The sequence below is a fragment of the Amycolatopsis ruanii genome, assembly GCF_003385175.1.
GTDB classification, from domain to species: Bacteria; Actinomycetota; Actinomycetes; order Mycobacteriales; family Pseudonocardiaceae; genus Amycolatopsis_E; species Amycolatopsis_E thermalba.
On the sequence record NZ_PQHY01000011.1, the window covers coordinates 108,733 to 126,043 of the forward strand.

The following is a 17,311-nucleotide window of genomic DNA, read 5'->3' on the forward strand; positions in this document are numbered from 1 at the left end:
GGTCCAGGACCGGGCCCTTCCTCGCGGAGAACTCAGCGCTCGATCTCGCCCGCGATGAACTTCTCCACCGAGTCGCGCGCGGTCGAGTCGTCGTACTGCACCGGCGGCGACTTCATGAAGTAGGACGAAGCCGACAGCAGCGGGCCGCCGACGCCGCGGTCCAGGGCGATCTTCGCGGCGCGCACCGCGTCGATGATGATGCCGGCCGAGTTCGGCGAGTCCCACACCTCGAGCTTGTACTCCAGGTTCAGCGGCACGTCACCGAAGGCGCGTCCCTCCAGCCGGACGTAGGCCCACTTGCGGTCCTCCAGCCACTGCACGTAGTCCGACGGGCCCACGTGCACGTTGGCCTTGCCCAGGTCGCGGTCGATCTGCGAGGTGACCGCCTGGGTCTTGGAGACCTTCTTGGACTCCAGGCGCTCCAGCTCCTTCATGTTCTTGAAGTCCATGTTGCCGCCCACGTTCAGCTGCATGGTGCGGTCGAGCTGGACCCCGCGGTCCTCGAACAGCTTCGCCAGCACGCGGTGCGTGATGGTGGCGCCGACCTGGGACTTGATGTCGTCACCGACGATCGGGACACCGGCGTCGGTGAACTTCTGCGCCCACGCCGGGTCCGAGGCGATGAACACCGGGATCGCGTTGACGAAGGCCACGCCGGCGTCGATGGCGCACTGCGCGTAGAACTTCTGGGCCTGCTCCGATCCGACCGGCAGGTAGGAGACCAGCACGTCGACCCGGGCCTCGCGCAGCGCGGCGACGACGTCCACCGGCTCCTCGTCGGACTCCTCGATGGTCTCCTGGTAGAAGCGGCCGAGGCCGTCCATGGTCGGGCCGCGGAGAACCGGCACACCGAGCGGCGGCACGTCGGTGATCTTGATGGTGTTGTTCTCGCTGGCGAGGATCGCGGACGACAGGTCCTGGCCGACCTTCTTGGCGTCGACGTCGAACGCGGCCACGAAGTCCACGTCACCGACGTGGTACTGGCCGAACCGCACGTGCATCAGGCCGGGCACCCGCGAGGCCGGGTCGGCGTCGCGGTAGTAGTGCACCCCCTGCACCAGCGACGCCGCACAGTTTCCGACGCCAACGATGGCCACTCGTACGCGGCCGCTGTTGTCGCCCATGCCGGTTTCTCCTTCGTTCAGTGATGTCTTGCCGATTTCGGATGCGGTCTCAGCTCTGAAGCCCGCGGTTTTGCTCGTCCTGCTCGTGCGCGATCAGTTCGTTCAGCCAGCGCACCTCGCGCTCGCTGCTCTCCAGCCCGAGGCGGTGCAGCTCACGCGTGTAGCGGTCGATCTTCTCCTCGGCACGAGCGAGCGCCGCCCGTAGCCCTTCACGGCGTTCCTCGACCCGGCGGCGCCGGCCCTCCAGGATCCGCATCCTGACATCAGCCGGTGTCCGGGAGAAGAAGGCCAGGTGGACCCCGAACCCTTCGTCCTCCCAGGTCTGGGGCCCGGCGTCGGCGAGCAGCTTCGCGAAGTGCTCTTTCCCCTCCGCTGTGAGCTTGTACACCGTCCGAGCCCGCCGGCCCCAGCCCTTGACGGGCTCGCCGGCTCCTCCGACGTCACTGTCGGCCTCTTCGATGAACCCCGCCCGCTGCAGCCGGCGCAGGGTCGGATACAGCGAACCGTACGAGAAGGTGCGGAACATGCCGAGCGTGTCGTGCAGCCGTTTGCGCAGCACGTAGCCGTGCATCGGTGCCTCGTGCAGCAGCCCCAGGATGGCGAACTCCAGCACGGTGCACCCCCTTTCGAGGACTTCCACGACACTCCGGCAACCTAACGCCCGATTATATCGGGCCGATACATCGAAGTGGTGCAGCCAACACCGATGATCACCCGATGCGACCCGAAACACACCCCTGAAGTTCACCAGAGCGTTATGGAACGTTCGGCGTGTCGCGCGCGTGGTCTACACCGTTAGGCCGCACAGCTCATGGCGCACACACGGCGGCCACGTACTCTGTCACCGTGCAGAACCAGCGACAGGTGGTGGACTACGCCCTGCAGCGCCGCGCGCTGCTGGCCGGCGTCCGCGCCGGTCGTGTCGGCACGCGCGACGTCTGCGACGCCGATCCGTACCTGCTCAGGGCTGCCCGGTTCCACGGCGAACCGAGCGGGGCCCCCTGCCCGCTGTGCGGGCAGGACGGCCTGACGAACGTGTCCTGGGTGTTCGGTGAACAGCTCAGGCACGTCTCCGGCTCGGCCAGGACACCGGCGGAACTGGCCCGCCTGGCCAACCTGGTGGGGGAGTTCAACGTCCATGTGGTGGAGGTGTGCCGGGCGTGCCGCTGGAACCATCTGGTGCGTTCGTACGTCTCGGGCAACGGAACCCCGCACGGCCCGTCCCGGAGGACGGCCGGGCAGTGAGGGGACGTAGCGCAGCGCTGGCACTCGATCACAGAACGGCGCCCGGTGTACCGCCGGTCTGGGAGGCTCACTCGTGAACGACCACCGCAATCGCTCCTGGCCCGGTCAGGAGCCCGATGAACCCCGTCGTGCCCAGTGGCCGCGCGAGGGCGGCCCGGCCTGGCCGAGCGGTGACGAACCGCCACGACGTCCCGCGCCTCCCCAGCGCCCGCAGGCCCGCGGCCCGCAGGGTCCCCAGGGCCCCCAGTGGCCCGGCGAGGGCGGTGGCCCGGGCTGGCCGGGTGGTCAGGACCCGGACGCCCCCCGTGGTCCCCGCCGCGTCCCGCCCGCGGGCAACCGCATGCCTCCGCCGCCGAGGCGCCGTCCCGGGCCGCCGCCCGGAGCTCCCGGTCCGCAGAACCCCGCCGACCGGCCGATGCGCGGCCGCTACCGCCCGCCCGCCGGTCCGGCCGCCGCGGCGGCGGGTGCCGGTGCCGCCGCCGGCCGCCGCCCCGGCATGGGTGACTCCGAGCCGGGCCTGCTCACCCACGCCGAGCTGCGCGCCAGCGGGTACGACGACTACGACGACTACGTCGACGAGCCCCTGAACGACTCCGGCCCCGAGGACGACGCGCCCGAGGAGACCGGGAAGGGGAAGAAGGGCAAGGCGGCCCTGACGCCGAAGCAGCGCAAGAAGCGGCGCTGGAAGATCATCCGGCGCACCCTGTACGCCTTTTTCGGGGTGTTCGTCGTGCTGCCGGCGATCGCATTCACGATCGCCTACTTCCTGGTGGACGTGCCGACGCCGGAGGAGGTCCTGGCCCAGCAGGCCCAGGTGGTGACCTACTACTACAGCGACGGCTCGGTCATGGGCAAGGAGATCCCGGACAGCGGGAACCGCCAGCTCCTCAAGCCGGGCCAGATCCCGGACACCGTCAAGCACGCCGTGTACGCGGCCGAGGACGCGACCTTCGAGACCAACAACGGTTTCGACGTGATGGGCATCCTGGGCGCCGTCTACAACAACCTGACCGGCGGCTCCGGCGGTGGTTCGACCATCTCCCAGCAGTACATCAAGAAGGCCACCGAGAACGAGGCGCCCACGCTCACCCGCAAGGCGACCGAGCTGGTCAAGTCGTTCAAGATGAACCAGACGCAGTCCAAAGAGGACATCATCACGGCCTACCTGAACATCGTCTACTTCGGACGTGGCGCCTACGGCATCGAAGCCGCCTCGCACGCGTACTTCAACAAGACCGCGGCGCAGCTGACCCAGTCCGAGGCGGCGCTGCTGGCCGGTCTGATCCAGGGCCCCGGCAAGTCGGAGAACGCCGAGTACACGACGTGGCGCTGGAACTACGTCATGGACCAGATGGTCAAGTACAACTGGCTGTCGGACACCGACCGCAAGTCCGCCCAGTACCCGACGCCGCTGCCCAAGGACCAGACCAAGCCGCAGGCGATCACCGGCAACAACGCGTTCATCCAGGCGCAGGTCGAAGCCGAACTGGAGGCCGCGGGCTACTCCAAGGAGAAGATCCAGGCCAACGGCTACAACGTCTACACGACGATCGACCCGAACGCGCAGCGCCTGGCGGAGAAGGCCGTCAACGACGTGATGCAGGGGCAGCCGCCCGAGCTGAAGAAGGCGCTCGTCGCCGTGGATCCGAAGACCCGCGGTGTGGTCGCCTACTACGGCGGCCCCAACGACAAGACCGACTACATCGACTGGGCGAACACCGCACGGAACCCGGGGTCGTCGTTCAAGACGTTCGACCTGGTCGCGTTCCTCAAGATGGGCAAGGGGCTCGGCGAAACGTTCGACGGCAGCACGCACCGGCAGTTCGGGGTGCTGCCCAACGGCAACCCGCGCTACATCAACAACGCGGGCGCGTCCAACAGCTGTTCGAAGGAGTGCACGGTCGCGGAAGCGACGATGCGGTCGACCAACACGGTGTTCTTCGACATGGTCGCCAACGTGACCGGACCACAGGCGGTGGCCGACGCGGCCAAGGAGGCGGGGGTCACCTCGCTCAAGGCCGTCGACAACAACATCGCGCTCGGCGGTGGCTCGACCATGGCTTCGCCGCTGGACATGGCGGCCGGGTACGCGACCATCGCCGACAACGGCACCTACCTGGACCGGCACTTCGTGCAGAAGGTGACCACGCCCGGCGGGGACGTGGTGTACCAGCCGTCGAGCAACCCGAAGCCGGCCTTCGCCGAGGGTGACGCGAACAAGAGCAAGCAGATCGCGGGCAACGTGACCAACGCGCTCAAGCCGGTCATCCAGTTCTCGAAGCTCAGCTGCCCCAGCGGCCACGAGTGCGCCGGCAAGACCGGTACCCAGCAGTACGACGCCAGCGCCGGCAACGGCTCCGGGTCGGAGAAGGACAACTCGCAGGTGTGGATGGTCGGCTACACGCCGTCGATCTCCGCCGCGTCCTGGGTCGGTAGTGACAAGAACACGCCGCTGCGGGACAAGAACGGCGACGCGGTCTCCTCGACCGGGCTGCCTGCCAAGATGTGGCAGCAGTTCATGAACGACTACCTCAAGGGCAAGCCGAGCGAGAAGTTCCCGACCGTCTCGCCGATCGGCAAGAGCGCGACCGCCGGTGACGACGCGTCGTCCTCGACGAAGCCGACGAGCAGCAGGTCGAGCACGTCGTCCCCGACCACGCCGCCGTCGACCCCGCCGTCGACGCCGACCCACACCCCGGAATCGACGGAACCGACGACGAGCAAGTCCCGGCAAACGCCGACCTTCACCATCCCGGGTGGTGGTGGCGACGACTTCGGGCCGACCACCACCCGCGACAGAGGCTGATCCCCGGCTCACGCCGCGGGCCGTAACATCGCGCGGGTGTCCAGCCCGACCGACGAGACCACCTCGGCCGAACCCGCGCCGGCGTCACTCGACGCCGGTCAGCGGGTCGCGCCGTCCCGGACCGAGCCGCTGGTCGCGGCCGCGAGCAGACCGATCGGCGGTCCGCTCGGCGAGCACGCGGCGGTCGGGCGGCACTGGTTCTGGACACCCCAGCGGGTCGGGCTGGCCCTGGCCACGCTGGCGCTGGTGCTGTGCTGGTTCGGCAAGGCCAGCTGCATCCAGCAGTACGTCGACGACAGCGGGCAGACCCAGCTGGACTGGCGGTCCGGGCGCCCGTACGTGGCGATGTGCTACTCCGACGTCGTCCCGCTGTTCAGCGCCGAGCGGCTCGACCAGCCCGGCACGTTCCCGTACAAGACGAGCTGGATCGACGACGCCGGCACGCCGAACGCGCACGTCCGTTACATGGAGTACCCGGTGCTGACCGGGCTGTTCCAGTGGGCGAACGCGAAACTCGCGCAGGGCTGGAAGGCGATCGCCGACACCGGCTGGCTGCCCGGCGCGCTGCCGGTGGCGATCTACTTCAACATCACCGCGTTCTGGCTCGCGCTCGCCTGGCTGGTCACGGTGTGGGCGGTGGGCCGCACCGCGAACCGCAGACCGTGGGACGCGTGCCTCGCCGCGATCTCACCGCTGGTGCTGGTGCACGCGTTCACCAACTTCGACGCGCTGGCCACCGCGTTCGCCGCGACCGGTCTGCTCGCCTGGGCGCGGCGGAAACCGGCGGTGGCCGGGCTGCTGATCGGGCTCGGCGCGGCGGCGAAGCTGTACCCGTTGTTCCTGCTCGGGCCCCTGCTCATCCTGTGCATCCGGGCCGGGAAGCTGCGGCCGTGGGCGGTCACCGCGGGCACGGCGGTGGGCACCTGGCTGGCGGTCAACCTGCCGATCGCGCTCACGCTGAACGCGGGCTGGCAGGAGTTCTTCCGGCTCAACGCGCAACGCGGGATGGACCCGGACTCGATCTACAACGTGATCTCGTACTTCACCGGCTGGGCCGGCTTCGACGGGCCGCTCGCCGCCGGGCAGACGCCGACCTGGCTGAACGTCGTCAGCGGGGGGCTGTTCCTGGCCTGCTGCGCCGGGATCGCCTACGTCGGGCTGTCCGCGCCGGTGCGGCCGCGGCTGGCGCAGCTCTGCTTCCTGGTGGTGGCCGCGTTCCTGCTGACCAACAAGGTGTGGAGCCCGCAGTACTCGCTGTGGCTGGTGCCGCTCGCGGTGCTGGCGATCCCGCGGTGGCGGCTGCTGCTGGGCTGGATGCTGCTGGACGCGCTGGTGTGGGTGCCGCGGATGTTCTACTACCTGGGCACCGACCACAAGGGGCTGCCGCCGGACTGGTTCCTCGGGTTCGTCACGCTGCGGGACCTGGCCGTGATCGGGCTGTGCGTGCTGGTGGTGCGGGAGATCTACCGCCCGGCGGAAGACGCGGTACGCACGGCTGGCGACGACGACCCGGCCGGCGGAGTGCTCGACCGGGCCCGCGACGTGGTGGTGCTGAAGCGCCGCCGCGCCCGGCACGCGGTCTGAGCGGCGAAACCAGCCACGGCCAACAACCGCCCGTGTTCCCCCTCCAGCACCGCCGCCGCCGCGGGGGTCAGCCCAGCTTCTCCCGCAGGTAGGCGATGTCCTCGGCCTGTCCGTCGGCCGGGGTTTCGACCACCACGGGCGCTCCGGCGGCCGCCGCGACGGCCACCAGCGCCTCCGGGTCGATCGTGCCGCCGCCGTGCACCACGTTCGCGTGCTGGTCGCGTGCGGAGCCGAACTCGTCGCGCGAGTTGTTCAGGTGCACCAGGTCGATGCGGCCGGTGATGGCCATGACCTTGTCCACCACGTCGTCCAGCTCCCAGCCCGCGGCGAACGCGTGGCAGGTGTCCAGGCAGAACCCGGCGCCGAACTCGGCCACCTCGTCCCACAGCCGCGCCAGCACGTCCATCTCCCGCGCCATCGCGCCGTCGCCGCCCGCGGTGTTCTCGATCAGGATCGGCACCGCGAAACCGCCGTCGGCCGCCTGCCGTTCGAACAACTTGCGCCAGTTGGCCAAGCCCTCCGCGATGTCGTCGCCCTTGCCGATGTGACCGCCGTGCACGACCAGGCCCTTCGCGCCGACCTCCGCCGCGGCGGCCGCGTGCTGGGTGACGAGCTTGCGCGACGGGATCCGGATGCGGTTGTTCAGCGACGCGACGTTGATGATGTAGGGGGAGTGGATGAACACCTCCACCCCGGCCGCTTCGATGTCCGCCCGCGGCGGCTGCGCGACGGGTTTCTTCCAGCCCTTCGGGTCGGCCAGGAAGAACTGCACCACGTCGGCCGAGCGCTCCTTGGCCGCGGTCAGCGGGTCGTCGTCACGGACGTGCGCACCGATCTGCATGAGGCCACGCTACCGGCGGAATCCAGTCGGTTCTCCCCAACCGCACCGACGCTATGAAGTACCGTGAGCGCGGTCCGTGACACACCTGAGTGCTGGGGGACGCATGGGGAAGACCGCGCGCCGCGCCGGAGTGGCCGGGTTCGTGCTGACGCTGTCGGCCACGCTGGCCGCGCCGGGCGGGTTCGCCGAGGAAGCCGACCCCGCGCTGGCCGGCAGCTGTGACGCCACCCTGCGCGACGAGCCGGGCCAGGCACTCACCCTCGACGCGGGCGCCCCGCTCGACCAGCCCGGCGTGCTCACCGTCGGCACCGGCAGCGGCTCCGCGCCCACCGGCCCGGACCAGCGCGACCCGCTGCTGCCGCTGCCGGTGGCCGACCTGGCGAAGGCGCTGGACGTGGGCGACGCGCCGGTCGTCGGCGACGTGGCGACCGAGCAGCTCTGCCCCGGCGTGCAGGGCACGGTGAACACGCTGTCCGCGGCCACCCAGAGCCTCGTCTCCGGTCGGCCGCTCGTCCCGCCGTCCACCGGCGACCCAGCTCCGGACGACCCAGCTCCGGACGATCCGGCGCCGGAGGAACCCGCCCCCGGCGGACCGCAGCCCGGCGAGGAGACCCCGGCGCCCGGAACTCCCGTCGCCCCCGCTCCCGGCGCGACCGGCGGGATCGTGCCGGCCTCGTTCGTCACCGGTGGGTTCCTCATCGGTTCCGGGGGCGTCCCGCTGACGCCGCCGCTGTCCGCCCTGATCCGGCCCGGGGTCGTCCCGCCGGCCGCGCCCGGGCTCGTCCCACCGACTGGGACGGAACCGCCGGTGGTCACGCAGAACTCCGGGACCGCCGAGGCCATGCCGTCGCCGACCGCGCCGGCCCGGTTGCCGCTGATCATCGCGGTGTTCGCGCTCGCGATCGTGGCCGCCGCGCTCACCCGGGCCTGGATGCGCCGCGCCTGACGGCTACTTTCCGCCGTGCGGGCGTCACGCACCTGCTCTAGCTTCGTTGAACCAGTAGCGACGCGCTGGAGGACGAACATGCAGGGTCGGACACGCAGGACCGCCGCGGCGGGCGCCGCCGCCTTCGTACTGGCCGGATCGGCCGCGCTCGCCCTCCCCGCGACCGCGAGCGCGGAAACCCACACGGCCCAGTGCGGCGACACGGTCACGGCCAAACCGGGCGACGTCATCAAGACCCCGCTCGGCCTGAAGACCGTCACCGACGGGCTCACCTCGATCGTCGGCGGCCTGCTCGGCGGGCTGTGCCAGATCACCGTCAAGGTCGTGGACACGGTCGTCGAGCCGCTGCCGGTCGTCGGCGCCCCCGCCGCGAGCGCGGTCAACGGCGCCGTCGCGGGCACCACGAACGGCCTGACCAGCACGGTCGACCAGGCGGGCCGGGCGCTCGCCTGGGGTGGCGCGAGCCGGCCGCAGCCGCAGAACCCGCCGGGCACCGGCGGCCACCCGCAGACCCCGCCGGGCGGCACGCCCGGCCGCACCGAGGGCGTCGCGCCCGCCGCGATCCCCGGCTCGACCAGCCCCGTCCTGGCCGGCGACCCGTCGACGTTCAGCCTCCTGCCGTTCGGGTCGGGCAGCGCCTACGCGCCGATGCGCAACTACGCCGGGCTGCCGTTCGCGGTGTCCGCGCTGTGGGCGCCCTCGCCGGGGCTGAAGTACGGCGGGCAGATCCCCGGGTACGCGCCGCAGTACGGCGCGCTCGGCCAGCCCGCGCAGTCCGGCGAGCCGGTGCAGAACGCGGGCCAGGCCGAGGCGCTCCCGGGCGGCTCGGGCGGTGGTGGCAACGTCGCGCTACCGATGCTCATCGCCGTCGTCGCTCTGTCGGGTGTCAGCGCCGGTCTCGTACGCGCGTGGGTTCTACGGGGAGCTACCGCTTAGTATCCTTTGGGTCCGCTCGTCGTTGATCCCTTCCGGGGACACACGCCTGCGATCACTGGAGGACCGCGCTCGTGCGCAACACCAGCCTGATGAAGACCACCCGTAGAGCGCTGACCGTCGCCGCCGTCGCCGCGGCCATCGCCGGCGGCTCGCTCCTGACGGCGGGGACCGCGTCGGCGAGCACCGTGCTGTCGCAGGCGTGCACCGGCACCGTGATCGGCGCCCTCAGCGACAGCGTCGCCGTGCAGGGCAAGGACCTCGCGGGCGTGGTCAAGGCCGGCGCGCAGGAGCAGGAGTGGTTCCTGCACCTCAACGGCGTGGACCCGCAGAAGATCGCGGACACGGTCAGCAAGGCCGGCGCGATCACCGTCGGGCAGATCCCGGCGAACGCGGCCAGCGGCACGATCGGCGGTGACGCCATCGCCACCGCCGTCGCGACCACGCTGAAGAACGCGGGCGACCCGTACGCCGTCGGCCTCGGCATCGGCGCCGACCAGCAGAAGAAGACCCTCGACTCGATCTCCAACAAGGTCGCCGGCAACTGCGGGCTGACCACCTACGCGAACAACTACACCCAGCCCGGCCTCCCCGCCACGCAGCAGCCCGGCGGGGCCACGCCCGCGCCCGGAACCTCGCCGACCGCGACCAGCCCGGGCATCGCGGGCACCGGTTCGGCCACCGCCCCGCCGCGCAACTACGGCAACATCCCGGCCGCCGTCCCCGGTGTGGCCGGCGTCGCGGTGCCGCCGAGCGCGCTCTACCCGTCCTCCGCGACGCTGCCCGACCAGGCGCTGCCGCAGGTCGGCGTGCTGGGCGGCCAGTCCACCTCGGCAGGCGGCCAGGCCGACGTCCGCAACGCGGGCAACGCCAGCGCGATCGGCGGTGAACCGGCCGCGGGCAACGTCCAGCTGCCGATGCTGCTGGCGGTCGTCGCGCTGGCCGGCGTGAGCGCCGCGCTGGTCCGGACCTGGGTGCTGCGCAAACTGTCGTAGCCGCCCCGTAGACTCAACCTCGGCAAACCCTCCTGCCACGGAAAGCCCGTGGCCGTGAAGCCCACAGGAGGTGAGTGGTTGTGTCGCGCCATTACGAGGTAATGGTCATCCTCGACCCCACGCTCGACGAGCGTAAGGTCGCCCCGACCCTGGACACGTTCCTCAACGTCATCCGCACGTCCGGCGGAAGCGTGGAGAAGGTCGACGTGTGGGGCCGTCGCCGGCTCTCCTACGAGATCAAGAAGCACGCCGAGGGCATCTACGCCGTGCTCGACCTCAACAGCGAGCCCGACGCGGTGAAGGAGCTGGACCGGCAGCTGTCGCTGCAGGAGACCGTGCTCCGCACCAAGGTCGTCCGCAAGCCGGTCCCGCGCAAGGCCGCCAAGGCCGCGGCGAAGGCCTGAGGCGAATAGCCCATGGCTGGAGACACCGTCATCACCGTGGTCGGCAACCTGACGTCCGACCCCGAACTGCGGTTCACCCCGTCCGGCGCCGCCGTCGCCAACTTCACCGTCGCGTCCACGCCGCGCACCTTCGACCGCCAGACCGGCGAGTGGAAGGACGGCGAGGCGCTGTTCCTGCGCTGCAACATCTGGCGGCAGGCGGCGGAGAACGTCGCGGAGAGCCTGACGCGCGGTGCCCGCGTGGTCGTGCAGGGCCGCCTCAAGCAGCGGTCGTTCGAGACCAAGGAAGGCGAGAAGCGGACCGTCGTCGAGCTCGAGGTCGACGAGATCGGTCCCTCGCTGCGCTACGCCACCGCCAAGGTGAACAAGGTCAGCCGCGGCAGCGGCGGCGGTGGCGGCGGCTACGGCGGGAACAGCGGCGGTGGTGCCCCCGCCGACGACCCGTGGGGTTCCGCCCCGCCGGCAGGCGACAGCGGCGGTTTCGCCGACGAGCCTCCCTTCTGACCAACCACTCGTACTGAATTCCCAGGAGCATCACCGTGGCCAAGCCACCCATCCGCAAGCCCAAGAAGAAGGTCTGTGTGTTCTGCAAGGCCGAGCAGAAGGGCCACCCGGAACTCATCGACTACAAGGACACCAACCTGCTGCGGAAGTACATCTCCGACCGCGGCAAGATCCGTGCCCGCCGGGTGACCGGCAACTGCAGCCAGCACCAGCGCGACATCGCCACCGCGGTCAAGAACTCCCGCGAGATGGCGCTGCTGCCCTACACCTCGACCGCGCGCTGAGGAGGGACCACATCATGGCGAAGATCATCCTCACCACTGACGTGGCGAACCTCGGCGGCCCCGGCGACATCGTCGAGGTCAAGGACGGTTACGCGCGCAACTTCCTGCTGCCCCGCGGCTACGCCATCCAGGCCACCAAGGGCGCCGAGAAGAACGTGCAGACCATCCGCCGCGCGCAGGAGTCCCGCCGCATCCGCGACCTCGACCACGCTCGGGAGATCAAGGCCGCGCTGGAGGGTCTCGGCACCGTCGAGCTGACCGCCAAGGCCGCCGCGGGCTCGAAGAAGCTGTTCGGTTCGGTCACCACCGCCGACATCGCGAACGCGATCAAGGCGGCCGGCGGCCCGCTGCTCGACAAGCGCGTCCTGGAGACCGACGGGCACATCAAGACCGTCGGCAAGCACGCGGTGAACGCCCGCCTGCACCCCGACGTGCAGGCCTCGGTCCGCCTCGAGGTGAAGGCCGGCCAGTAGGTCGTCACGCAGTACCGACCGGGCAGGTTTCCGCAGCTCGCGGGGCCTGCCCGGTTTTTCCTGTTCGGCCGCGGGAACCGGGTGCGCTGCGCTAGCATCCAAGCGGGCGATCAATGCCGAGGCGAGAACGTAGGGGGTTCCTGGCCATGACCGGTGAGAAGCCGACCGACAGGCTCACGGAGGTACCGCCACCAGCACCGATCCAGGTGGGTGGCAACGGCAGCCCCGGCGGGTACCAGTTCTCCCCGGACGAGGTACGCGGCGTGATCAGCAAGTGGAAAGAGCTGCTGACCGACCTGCAGACGGACCTGTCGAACGCGAACACGATCGCCGAGGTCCGGCCGCCGGGACAGGAGTTCGCCAGCGGCGACTTCATCAACCGCGCCGCCAAGGTCTCCGGCGAGACCCTCCAGCTGCAGCACCAGCGAATGGTCGACTACGTCAAGAACTACATCGACGCCCTGGAGAAAGCGGCCGGGATCGTCGAGGAGCACGAGGACGAGGTCCACCGCAGCGTCGGAGGGTACCGGGCGGTCTGAGCATGAAACGCACCACTTGGCTCGCCGCCGCGCTGGTCGCCGCCGGCCTGCTGACCGGTTGCTCGCAAGGCGGCAGCACCGACGCGGCTCAGACGCCCACCGCCCCGCCGGTCGACCCGGCGCTGCGCGTGCCGTCGCCGCTGCCGTCGGGCACGCTGGTGAGCGACCCCTGCTCGGCGCTCTCGCCGGCCCAGGTCACCGAGATCGGGCTGGTCAGCCCGGGGGAGCCGTACCCGAGCCCGTCCGGACAGGGCTGCCGGTGGCAGTCGCAGGCGTACGACGCCAACAAGATCTTCATCGCCCCGCTCGGCAACCAGCAGACCGGGCTCACCGGTGTCTACGCCAACCGCGCGCAGGACAAGTACTTCGAGCCGGTCACGATCGACGGCTACCCCGCGGTCTTCGCCGCCAACGCCGACCTGCGCAGCCGCGGGACCTGCGCGTTGTGGGTCGGGGTCACCGACCAGCTCGTCGTGAACGTCAACTCGAGCATCCTGGACGGTCCGAACGTGACCGATCCGTGTCCCATCGTCGAGAAGGTCGCCGTCGCGATGGTGCAGCACCTGAAGGGGGCCGCGTGATGCACGTCCAGATCAGATTCGGCAGCAGGAGGGGTTGAGCCATGGTTGACGACTACACGGCGGGGCGCGTCGCATCGGGCGCGGCCGTCGGTGCGGCGATCGGGTCGGTCGTCCCGGGTGTCGGCACGGCGGTGGGGGCCGTCGGTGGCGCGATCGTCGGCGGTCTCGTCGGCCTGGCGAGCACGCCCGAGGCCGAGCACCACGAGGCGAACATCGGTGGCCGCACGATCGACGCGCGCAAGATCTGGGAGCAGATCAGCCCGGGTGACGCGTCCTCGCTCGTGGCCGGCGCCAACGCGGCGAAGAGCCTCAAGAGCGTGCACGAGGAACGCGGACGGCTCATCCAGCAGATCAACGACCTGATGGACAACGCTTGGAAGGGCATGGCCTCGGGTCAGGCGCAGGCGGGCGCGCACCCGCTGGGCATCTGGCTGCAGGACTCGGCCACCAACCTGGGCAAGAGCCACACCTACCTCAACGACCAGGCCAGCGCGTTCGACACGGTCAAGTCCAAGGTCCAGGAAGTGCCAGCCCAGCCGCCGGATGGCAACTTCCTCGACGGCATCAACCCGATGTCCGACGTCGACGAGCAGATCGAGCAGTACAACCAGCGCGGCAAGGCGAACGTCGACGCGTTCAACAACTACTACCAGGCCAGCATGACCAACGCGGGCGGGATGCCGCAGTACACCGCCTGGCAGGGCAACGTGTTCTCCAACGGCGGGTTGCCGGGCGGGATGCCGGGCGGCACCGGCGGCGCCGGGAACATGCCCAGCGCGTCCGGCATGCCCGGTGACTTCAAGCCGGCCAGCACCGGCAACCTGCCGCAGTTCAGCGCCACCGATCCGTCGGCCAACCTGCCGAAGGCGCCTACCGGCCCCGGCTACACGCCGGGCACCGGGTCGGGCCCGTACAACCCGGCCTTCGACGCGACCACCGCGGCGGGCTACACGCCGACCTCCACCAGCGGGTTCGGGCCCGGTAGCGGGGCCGGGTCCGGCGCGGGCGGTGGCGCCGGCGCCGGCGCGGGTGGTGGCGGTGTGGGCGCCGCCGGGTTCGGCGCCGGGTTCGGCCCGGGCGCGGGGATCGGTACGGGCGCGACGGCGGGCACGGGTGCCGGGGCCGGCGGTGCGGGCGCCGGTGGCGCGGGCGGGCGGTCCGCGCGCGGTGCGGGCCGCGCCGTGCTGGCCGGGGCGCCGGGCATGGGCGGCCGCGGTGGTCACGCCAACGGCGAGGACGACGAAGAGCACGAGAACAAGTACATGGTGGGTGACGACCCGAACGAGCTGTTCGGCACCGACGAGCTGACGGCTCCGCCCGTCATCGGCGAATGAGGCCCGGGACGATGCCGGTGAGCCGGCCGCTGACGATCACCACCCCGACGCTGCTCAACCTGCTGCAGCGCCGGGGTGCGGAGCCGCACAACACGCTGTCGCCCACCGCGACCTGGTACGACGAGACCGCCCAGCGGATCATCGACCAGCAGGTCAACGCGGTGCTGACGCACCACGGCCTGATGGGGCCGCGGGGCATGGACCGCGAGTTCGCCGCGATGATCGAGTCGATCGCGCGGCCGAACGTGGAGTTCTACGGCTGGTTCGAGGGCACGTTCCCGGACGACGCGCCGCAGAACTTCACGGTCCTCGCCGGCAGCGGCGCCGGTGGCGGGTTCGTCCTGGCCCGCCACATCAAGGAGGACGTGGTGGTGATGCGGCCGCAGCGGCCGGACCAACTGCTCCCGGCGTTCGTGGACCAGATCCCGCGGGTGCCGCCCGGCGGCAGCAGCCCGCTGGTGGCGCCGAAGAGCGAGGTCTACGGCGGTGGCCGTCGGCCCTCGGGCGAGGACATGTCGATCATGCGTGGTGGTGGCGGCCGCTCCGTCGCCGATCCGGGCAAGGAGATCAAGCGCATCCTCGAGGGGCCGCGGGTGGCGGCCGGCAGCCTGTACGCGGCCGCGCGCACCCGGGCGGGCACGCGCAGGCGGTGCGACCGCGCGCTGAACTTCGTCGACACGCCCGACGGCCGCTGGCTGCTGGAGGAGCGGCCGGGCACGGGTGAGTCGCTGATCGTGCTCACTCCCGGTACGCCCCAGGCGATCGGCGAACGACTACACAACGCGATGCGCGCGCTGGGCTGATCAGTGCACCGGACCCCCCGCTCGGCCGAGTGGGGGGGTCTTCTACTGTCCGTAGGCTTGATCCACAGGCCGAGGCCAGCACGAGGCCGCGACACGCCGAAGATCGGGTGCGCGGCGACACGCCGAAGTTTTTTCAGTGAAGTTCTCCACAGGTTACCCACAGGGTTTGAACTGCGGTTTTCCTGCCGGTCAGATGAGTTGCCCCCAGGTTGTCCACAGGGGAAGCCGTACCTGTGACTGGTTCGGCCCGCTCCTCCACAAGCTGTCCACAGAACGGTCCCCAAGCAGGTTTGCACTGGTCCGTCCGAGCGATCTACGGTTCCCGCCGGAGTAGTCGCACTCAGTGGCCGGAAGACACGGTCCCACCGGTGCGGCGGGTCCCACGCTCCGGCCGGAGATCCGGCATAATCGAACTGGTGTTCGCTGTCTGGGAGGTATCCGCGCGGTGGCGCTGACTGACGACCGTGGTCCGGCTTATCCGTCCGATCCCGGTCCCGAGGACCCGGGGCCGCGGTACGGCGAGTTCGACCGTCAGCCGCCCCAGGACATCCCGGCCGAGCAGTCCGTGCTGGGCGGCATGCTGCTGTCCAAGGACGCCATCGCCGACGTCGTCGAGGTGCTCTCGCCCAACGACTTCTACCTGCCCAAGCACCAGGCGGTCTACGACTGCATCCTCGACCTCTACGCGCGCGGTGAACCGGCCGACCCGATCACCGTCTCCGCGGAACTGGAACGACGCGGCGAACTCGCGCGCGTGGGCGGCGCGCCCTACCTGCACACGCTGATCGCGACCGTGCCCACCGCCGCGAACGCCGGCTACTACGCGCAGATCGTCGGGGAGAAGGCCATCCTGCGGCGGCTGGTCGAGGCCGGCACGCGGATCGTGCAGTACGGCTACGGCGCCGCGAACGACGGCGGCGACATCAACGAGGTCGTCGACCGCGCGCAGGCCGCCATCTACGACGTCACCGAGCGCCGCACCAGCGAGGACTACGTGGCGCTGGAGGAACTGCTCCAGCCCACCATGGACGAGATCGACGCGATCGCCTCGCGCGGTGGGGTGTCGCAGGGTGTGCCGACCGGCTTCGCCGACCTCGACGAGGTGACCAACGGCCTGCACCCCGGGCAGATGGTCATCGTCGCGGCACGGCCAGGTGTCGGCAAGTCGACCCTGGGGCTGGACTTCGCGCGGTCGTGCTCCATCAAGCACGGCATGAGCAGCGTCATCTTCTCCCTGGAGATGAGCCGCATCGAGATCGTGATGCGCATGCTGTCCGCGGAGGCCCGGATCCGGCTCGCGGACATGCGCAGCGGCCGCATGTCCGACGACGACTGGACGCGGCTGGCGCGGCGGATGAGCGAGATCAGCGAGGCGCCGCTGTTCATCGACGACTCGCCGAACATGACGATGATGGAGATCCGCGCCAAGGCCCGGCGGCTCAAGCAGCGCAACGACCTGAAGCTCGTCGTGGTCGACTACATGCAGCTGATGACCTCCGGCAAGCGCGTCGAGTCGCGGCAGCAGGAGGTCTCGGAGTTCTCCCGTCAGCTCAAGCTGCTGGCCAAGGAGCTCGAGGTGCCGGTGGTCGCGATCAGCCAGCTGAACCGCGGCCCGGAACAGCGGACCGACAAGCGCCCGATGCTGTCCGACCTGCGTGAGTCCGGCTCGCTGGAGCAGGACGCGGACATGGTCATCCTGATCAACCGCCCGGACGCGTGGGAGCGGGACGACCCGCGCGCCGGCGAGGCGGACCTGATCCTGGCGAAGCACCGCGCGGGTCCGACCAGCACGATCGTCGTCGCGCACCAGCTGCACTACAGCCGGTTCGCGGACCTCGCCCAAGGCTGATGCCCGGGTATGCAGGGTCTCAAATCTGACTTCATTTTTTCACCGGTGATTTCATCTCGGTTTCAT

At 70.5% G+C, this 17,311-nt stretch carries 18 protein-coding genes; 15 read left to right on the forward strand and 3 right to left on the reverse strand.

The features are described from left to right. Positions 1–32: 32 nt before the first annotated feature. Positions 33–1,124, reverse strand: coding sequence for an inositol-3-phosphate synthase (locus tag D0D28_RS08790; protein WP_116110303.1), 1,092 nt, complete (start codon positions 1,122–1,124; stop codon positions 33–35). 49 nt (positions 1,125–1,173) lie between these two features. Next, positions 1,174–1,737 (reverse strand): PadR family transcriptional regulator, encoded by a 564-nt coding sequence (locus D0D28_RS08795; protein WP_094003258.1) that lies wholly within the window; start codon positions 1,735–1,737, stop codon positions 1,174–1,176. Positions 1,738–1,970: 233 nt separating this feature from the next. On the opposite strand from D0D28_RS08795, the gene D0D28_RS08800 reads away from it, so the two are divergent. From D0D28_RS08800 to D0D28_RS08810, 3 genes are all read left to right on the forward strand, one after another. Continuing rightward, positions 1,971–2,369: a DUF5318 family protein gene (locus D0D28_RS08800; RefSeq protein WP_094003259.1), complete on the forward strand. Its 399-nt coding sequence runs from the start codon at positions 1,971–1,973 to the stop codon at positions 2,367–2,369. Positions 2,370–2,784: 415 nt separating this feature from the next. Further along, the gene (locus tag D0D28_RS08805; protein ID WP_116110304.1) at positions 2,785–5,175 is read left to right on the forward strand and encodes a transglycosylase domain-containing protein; all 2,391 of its coding nucleotides are present in this window, start codon (positions 2,785–2,787) and stop codon (positions 5,173–5,175) included. A gap of 36 nt (positions 5,176–5,211) precedes the next feature. Continuing rightward, a complete protein-coding gene (locus D0D28_RS08810; protein ID WP_116110305.1) occupies positions 5,212–6,759 on the forward strand; it encodes a glycosyltransferase family 87 protein in 1,548 nt (515 codons plus the stop codon). Between the two features lie 67 nt (positions 6,760–6,826). On the opposite strand, the gene D0D28_RS08815 is transcribed toward D0D28_RS08810, so the two are convergent. Beyond that, complete coding sequence (locus D0D28_RS08815) at positions 6,827–7,600, reverse strand: deoxyribonuclease IV (RefSeq protein ID WP_094003262.1); 774 nt, start codon at positions 7,598–7,600, stop codon at positions 6,827–6,829. Between the two features lie 103 nt (positions 7,601–7,703). Between D0D28_RS08815 and D0D28_RS08820 the strand changes: the two genes are divergently transcribed. The 12 genes from D0D28_RS08820 (at position 7,704) to dnaB (ending at position 17,245) form a co-directional block, all read left to right on the forward strand. After that, positions 7,704–8,546, forward strand: a complete 843-nt coding sequence (locus tag D0D28_RS08820) for a hypothetical protein (protein WP_116110306.1) — start codon at positions 7,704–7,706, stop codon at positions 8,544–8,546. Positions 8,547–8,624: 78 nt separating this feature from the next. Then, positions 8,625–9,482 carry a hypothetical protein gene (locus D0D28_RS08825; RefSeq protein WP_116110307.1) on the forward strand — a complete coding sequence of 286 codons (858 nt, stop codon included), beginning with the start codon at positions 8,625–8,627 and terminating at the stop codon, positions 9,480–9,482. Between the two features lie 71 nt (positions 9,483–9,553). Continuing rightward, positions 9,554–10,474 carry a hypothetical protein gene (locus D0D28_RS08830; protein ID WP_094003265.1) on the forward strand — a complete coding sequence of 307 codons (921 nt, stop codon included), beginning with the start codon at positions 9,554–9,556 and terminating at the stop codon, positions 10,472–10,474. Positions 10,475–10,554: 80 nt separating this feature from the next. Beyond that, positions 10,555–10,878 (forward strand): 30S ribosomal protein S6, encoded by a 324-nt coding sequence (gene rpsF / locus D0D28_RS08835; protein ID WP_020423406.1) that lies wholly within the window; start codon positions 10,555–10,557, stop codon positions 10,876–10,878. A 12-nt stretch (positions 10,879–10,890) separates the two neighbouring features. Then, positions 10,891–11,382, forward strand: a complete 492-nt coding sequence (locus tag D0D28_RS08840; RefSeq protein WP_094003266.1) for a single-stranded DNA-binding protein — start codon at positions 10,891–10,893, stop codon at positions 11,380–11,382. Between the two features lie 35 nt (positions 11,383–11,417). Further along, positions 11,418–11,666, forward strand: coding sequence for a 30S ribosomal protein S18 (rpsR, locus tag D0D28_RS08845; protein ID WP_020423407.1), 249 nt, complete (start codon positions 11,418–11,420; stop codon positions 11,664–11,666). A 14-nt stretch (positions 11,667–11,680) separates the two neighbouring features. Continuing rightward, positions 11,681–12,139 (forward strand): 50S ribosomal protein L9, encoded by a 459-nt coding sequence (gene rplI / locus D0D28_RS08850; RefSeq protein ID WP_094003267.1) that lies wholly within the window; start codon positions 11,681–11,683, stop codon positions 12,137–12,139. 146 nt (positions 12,140–12,285) lie between these two features. Beyond that, entirely contained in the window at positions 12,286–12,678 is a 393-nt protein-coding gene (locus D0D28_RS08855; RefSeq protein ID WP_094003268.1) for a hypothetical protein, read from the forward strand. A gap of 2 nt (positions 12,679–12,680) precedes the next feature. Next, positions 12,681–13,259 (forward strand): DUF3558 domain-containing protein, encoded by a 579-nt coding sequence (locus tag D0D28_RS08860; RefSeq protein WP_094003269.1) that lies wholly within the window; start codon positions 12,681–12,683, stop codon positions 13,257–13,259. 41 nt (positions 13,260–13,300) lie between these two features. Further along, the gene (locus D0D28_RS35560) at positions 13,301–14,593 is read left to right on the forward strand and encodes a hypothetical protein (protein WP_162831013.1); all 1,293 of its coding nucleotides are present in this window, start codon (positions 13,301–13,303) and stop codon (positions 14,591–14,593) included. Positions 14,594–14,604: 11 nt separating this feature from the next. Beyond that, positions 14,605–15,396, forward strand: a complete 792-nt coding sequence (locus D0D28_RS08875; RefSeq protein ID WP_094003270.1) for an ESX secretion-associated protein EspG — start codon at positions 14,605–14,607, stop codon at positions 15,394–15,396. A gap of 445 nt (positions 15,397–15,841) precedes the next feature. After that, entirely contained in the window at positions 15,842–17,245 is a 1,404-nt protein-coding gene (dnaB, locus tag D0D28_RS08880) for a replicative DNA helicase (protein ID WP_094003271.1), read from the forward strand. The last annotated feature ends 66 nt before the right edge of the window (positions 17,246–17,311 follow it).